This is a genomic window from Hydrocoleum sp. CS-953 (assembly GCF_002260545.1).
In the GTDB taxonomy this organism is placed as follows: Bacteria; Cyanobacteriota; Cyanobacteriia; order Cyanobacteriales; family Microcoleaceae; genus Trichodesmium.
In genome coordinates, this window is record NZ_LGSU01000353.1 from 1 (window position 1) to 2,839 (window position 2,839).

The 2,839-nt window shown below is 33.3% G+C and carries 1 protein-coding gene; it reads left to right on the plus strand.

Features of this window, described 5'->3' with window-relative positions:
* Nucleotides 1–24: 24 nt before the first annotated feature.
* Nucleotides 25–2,839: plasmid replication protein, CyRepA1 family (locus AFK68_RS03320; protein ID WP_246843973.1), on the plus strand; the 2,815-nt coding region annotated here is incomplete at its 3' end.

Genomic DNA, 2,839 nt, shown 5'->3' on the forward strand with positions numbered 1-2,839 from the left:
ACTATATATAGAGTGCATCATTCAATGAACCCCAATCCCGAACCACATATTAATTATTTCCAAGAATGGACTAATAGCTGTGTTGATGACCAATTAATCCACCTCAATGTTGTACCCTTAGAAGGACAACGACCTTATGAATTTTTATTTTATTCTGATGCCATTCCTCGACGAAATGATGGTCGAGTAACGAGCGAAATATTAAAAAGATATCAACATATTGAAGAAGGTGGATGGTGGTGTTCTGGAATTAATTTACTCTCAGGAGAAGAAGACCTTTGGGGTTGTTTTAAACCTAGTCAACCACGTCATAGTTACGACCAAAAAAAGTTAATAAAATATGAACATCCTCCCAAAACTCCTACCAGTTTATTTGCTCTAAAAATTCCTCTACATTTATGGCAGAAAATAGCTAGTCGTTATCAATTAGAAATTCTCCCAGAAGATATTGATAATAATCAACCAGACCAGGGTTTTTGGCAGTGGTTTATCGCCCATCCTCAGATACCTTTATGTATTACTGAAGGAGCGAAAAAAGCAGGTGCTTTACTAACAGCATCTTATGTAGCTATTGCTTTACCAGGAATATTTGGTGGGTATCGAGTTTTGAGAGACGAATATGGCAACTGTATCGGCAAACAAAACTTAATTCCTCAGTTAGAAAAGCTGACTAATAATCATCGAGAAATTTATATTGTATTTGACCAAGATACTAAACCGAAAACTATTCAAAATGTTAATGCTGCTATTAGAAAAACTGGATATTTGCTCACAAAAAAAGGATGTAATGTTAAAGTAATTTCCTGGAATCCAGAATTAGGTAAAGGAGTAGATGATTTAATCGCTAATCATGGAAAAAATGTTTTTGATGAAGCTTATGAAAAGGCATTACCTTTAGAACTTTGGAAAGCTAAATCATTTAGTCGTCTCACATATCCCGTAAATTTGAGAGTTAATAGTCGCTATCTCTCAGAACAAAATATTTTTAGTTCTTTAGGCAATAATAATTTACAGCAATTAGATAATCTTGATTTAGCTTATAGTACAAATTTTCCAGCCAAACTTGTAGGCATAAAATCTGCTAAAGGAACTGGAAAAACTAAATTATTAGAAAAAATAGTTGCTGAAGCTGTTGCTCGGAATCAAAAAGTTTTAGTTATCGGTCATCGGGTGCAATTAGTACAAGAATTATGTCAACGTTTTGGATTGAAATATATTACAGAAGTCAACTCAGAATCTCCAGATCAATTATTAGGTATAGGTTTATGTATTGACTCTTTACATCCGAATTCCCAAGCAAACTTTAATCCCGAAATTTGGTCAGATGGAATAGTAATTATTGATGAAATTGAACAGGTAATTTGGCATGGTTTAAATTCTAATACTTGTCGGCAAAACAGGGTAGAAATTCTCAGATGTTTCAAAACATTAATGCAAAATGTTTTAGGAGGTGTCGGTCAAGTATTTATAGCTGATTCTGACTTAAGCGATATTTCTATAGGTTATTTACAAGCTTTAGCAGGAGTCAAACTAGAACCTTTCATTATTCAAAATGATTGGTTGCCTGGAGAAAAAGAAGCTTGGCAAATCTTTAATTATCCAGAAAAAACTCCCAAAAAATTAATAGCAGATTTACACAAACATATTCGTGAAGGTGGCAAACCAATGGTTTGTTTATCAGCGCAAAAATTAACAAGTAAATGGGGAACTCGTGCTTTAGAAGCTTATCTGAAAAAACAGTTTCCCCAGTTAAAAATTCTGAGAATAGATTCCGAATCTTTAGCAGAACCAAATCATCCTGCCTATGGTTGTATTAAATCATTAAATCAAGTATTACCAAAATACGATATTGTCTTAGCTTCTCCCTCAATTGAAACAGGAGTTAGTATTGATATTCAAGGGCATTTTACTTCAGTTTGGGCAATTGCTCAGGGGGTACAAGGAGCAACTTCTGTTTGTCAATCTTTAGGTAGAGTTCGTGAAAATATTCCCAGGTATTTATGGGTAGCAAATTGTGCTTTTAATCAGGTCGGTAATGGTTCGACTTCCATCACTTCTTTGCTTAATTCCGAACAGCGTTTGACTCAACTCAATATTAGATTATTACAACAATCTGATTTTGATAGTTTAGATGATTTGGAAGTAGGTTTTCAGGCAGAATCTTTTTTGTGTTGGGCAAAAATGGCGGTTCGTTTTAATGCTGGAATGAATCAATATCGAGAATCTGTTTTAGAATCTTTACGAATAGAAGGTCATCAGATTCTAGAAATTTCTCCAGAAGTTTTACCCGATAATTCAGAAACAAAAAAATCATCAGAAACTTCGACAGAAATTAATGCGTTGCAGGAAGCTATAGCTACCGTAATTAAGCAAAATTATCAGACAGAATGTGAAGCGATCGCCACTGCCAAAAATATTAGTTTATCTGAGTATCAAAAACTCAAAAAAAGATTATCAAAACCAATTCAAAAACAACGGGAACAACGGAAATTTGAATTAATGTTACGTTATAGCATTCCCATAACTACTGAATTAGTTCAAAAAGATGATAGTGGGTGGTATGAACAATTGCAACTACATTATTTTATGACAGTAGGAAGACCATATTTAGCAATGCGAGATAGGGAAGTAGCAAAAAAATTGTTGAATTTAGGTAAAGGTAATATTTTTATTCCTGATTTTAATGATTGTTTATTAGGTGCAACTATTGGGGTAATGGAATTATTAAAAATACCCTCATTATTGAAGGATAAACAAAGGGAATTGAAAAATATAGATCCAGATTTACAATTGTTAGGAAAAACAGCATTGTCAAACCGAACAGAAATTAAAACTATAT